General features: G+C 68.1%; 3 protein-coding genes. All 3 read right to left on the bottom strand.

The window, feature by feature from the left end:
- Window positions 1-201, bottom strand: a 201-nt coding sequence (locus MJ785_RS16960; protein ID WP_239381733.1) for a hypothetical protein, incomplete at its 3' end; no start/stop codon positions are given.
- Entirely contained in the window at window positions 201-1,448 is a 1,248-nt protein-coding gene (gene wecB, locus MJ785_RS16955) for a non-hydrolyzing UDP-N-acetylglucosamine 2-epimerase (protein WP_239311958.1), read from the bottom strand. The genes MJ785_RS16960 and wecB, both read right to left, overlap by 1 nt.
- A gap of 107 nt (window positions 1,449-1,555) precedes the next feature.
- Window positions 1,556-2,347 (bottom strand): family 16 glycoside hydrolase, encoded by a 792-nt coding sequence (locus tag MJ785_RS16950; RefSeq protein WP_239381731.1) that lies wholly within the window; start codon window positions 2,345-2,347, stop codon window positions 1,556-1,558.
- Window positions 2,348-2,409 lie beyond the last annotated feature (62 nt).

The following is a 2,409-nucleotide window of genomic DNA, read 5'->3' as shown; positions in this document are numbered from 1 at the left end:
GGACGGTGGCGGCGGCGGAGCGACCAGCTTGCCGCCGGCCAGCGCCAGAACGTCGCCGCCGTGCCGCGCCGGCAGCCGCCTGGAGTGCGGCCGCTCGGCGTTTGCCGTCGTGGCCGTGCTGGTCAGCCCTACGACCAGCGCCAGCATGGCAAGTATGATCGGTATTACGACGCTGCGGGACCGGTGAGTGCGCACCTGCATCAGTCCTTTCCCGCATGGATCTGGCCGGTGGTCCGCAGGCTGGCCGGTGAACCGAGCCGGGGTACGAACTCGTCAACCGGCGGACCGAAACCGAAATAGTGGGCCAGCGCGGCAACGGTGCGCCGCGCCGCGCCGCCGTCGCCGTACGGGTTCACCACTTCCGCCATTGCCGCGTACGCGGCCGGGTCGTCCAGGAGCCGGCCGACGCTGTCGACGATCCGCTGGGGATCGGTCCCGACCAGCGCGACCGTTCCGGCTTCGACGCCCTCGGGGCGCTCGGTGTTGTCCCGCATGACGAGCACCGGCTTGCCGAGGCTAGGCGCTTCTTCCTGCACTCCCCCGCTGTCGGTGAGCACGATGGTGGCGCGGCTCATCAGGTGAGCGAAGGCCGCGTAGTCGGCCGGATCGGAGACGATCACGTTCGCCAGGCCGCTGACGATGGGCATGATCGCCGACCGCACGGCCGGGTTGCGGTGGATGGGAAAGACAATCAGGAGATCCGGCCGTTGCGTCGCGAGCCGCGCGAGCGCCTTTCCGACGTTGCGCATCGGCTCGCCCCAGGACTCCCGCCGGTGGGCGGTGACCAGGAGCACCGGCCGGTCGCCGGACGTGCCGCGCGCTATCTCCGCCAGCAGCGGGCTGTCCGTCGGCATCGGCTCTTTGACAACCCAGAGCAGTGAGTCGATCACGGTGTTACCAATGACGAGCACCGTATCCGGCTTGACACCCTCAGCAATAAGATTGTCGCGGCTTGTGATGGTGGGAGCCAGATGCAGGTCCGCGAGCTGGGTGGTGAGCCGACGGTTGATCTCTTCTGGGAACGGCGAGGCGGGGTCGTTGGTGCGCAGTCCCGCTTCCAGGTGCGCGACGGGGACACCGAGGTAAAAGGCGGCAAGCGCACCCGTGAAAGTTGTGGTCGTGTCACCCTGGACGATCACGATATCCGGTCCTACCTGCGCGATGGCGGCTTCCAAGCCGCCCAGCGACCGGGTGGTGACCCCGGCGAGTGTCTGGCCCTGCCGGAGGACGTCGAGATCGATGTCGGGAACGATGCCGAACAAGGTGTTGACCTGGTCAAGCATGCTCCGGTGCTGTCCGGTGACGGCGACGACCGGGTGAAAGTACGGCGAGGCCGCAAGCTCACGGACCACCGGTGCCATCTTGATTGCTTCCGGGCGGGTGCCATAGACCACCAGGACGGTACGGTGTGGCCCACCGCTGGGACGGGTCGATAACTTTCCGGCCATAACGTGTCCTTTCGTCGGTCCTTGTCCGTTTCGGGTCAGAGCTGACGCGATCGGCGGGGAGAGCACGGCGGGGAGAGCACGGCGGGGACAAGCAGCACGAGGGAAGATCATGAACGCGGGCGGGGAGCGGGGGGAGCCGTGCCGACCGTGACCCGGCGGAACTCCACTTCGGAGTCCTCGCAGTACAGCCCCACGGCTCCGGCGAGATAAGGGCGCTCCGCGTCGGTCAGATCGGCGGTCGGTACGCCATCGACGGCAACAGTGATTGCGCCGCCGACCTGAATGATCTCGATCGCGTACCAGGTCGCGACGGCGGCATGCGGCATTTCGCCACTGGCGAGGAAGCGCTGCCCGCCGGGATAGGCGGGGTCCTGCTTCGTGAGTTCCCAACCGTTGGTTTTGAGGGTGAAAGCATAGAAATGACCCGTATCGGCGTAATGCCACAGAAGCCAGCCGACCTCCCAGGGATGCGGCCCAGGCGCACGCAGCTGGCGGAGGGTACGCAGCTGTGCGGTCACGCGGACGTCGGTGCTATGGTCCGCGCCGATCACAAGTGACGCGTGGGTGGTGTCGGGAGCCAGCGCCGGCTTCGGGGCAAGGGAGATCACCTCTTCACCGTCGACCTCCCCCGCGGTGGTCCTGCCATAGCCGTCGAAGACAGCCAGCCACCTGCCGTGGCGGCTGCCATCCACCCAGCGCGTCATCGCGTCGTCCTCCTGGAACAGGCGGGTCAGCCGCCACAGCCCGAGCAGACCGGCCGCAAGGAGCAGGCTGGCCAGGACAATGAGAGCGAGGATGAGCAGCCGGCCGAACAGCCCGGATCCGGCGGGCTGCCCGCCCTGGCCGAGATCCGTGCTCTCGGGCGGCTCAGCGGACAGCAACGGCCGCACCGGTCTCATCCATCAACCGTGACCGGCTCGCTGGCGTGGTCCCGCGATGCCACCGCGTCGGCGCCAGCGGC

It is taken from the genome of Protofrankia sp. CiT1 (assembly GCF_917627335.1).
Classification (GTDB): domain Bacteria; phylum Actinomycetota; class Actinomycetes; order Frankiales; family Frankiaceae; genus Protofrankia.
The sequence above is the reverse complement of the archived record's forward strand: the minus strand, read 5'-3'. Positions and strand labels throughout refer to the sequence as shown.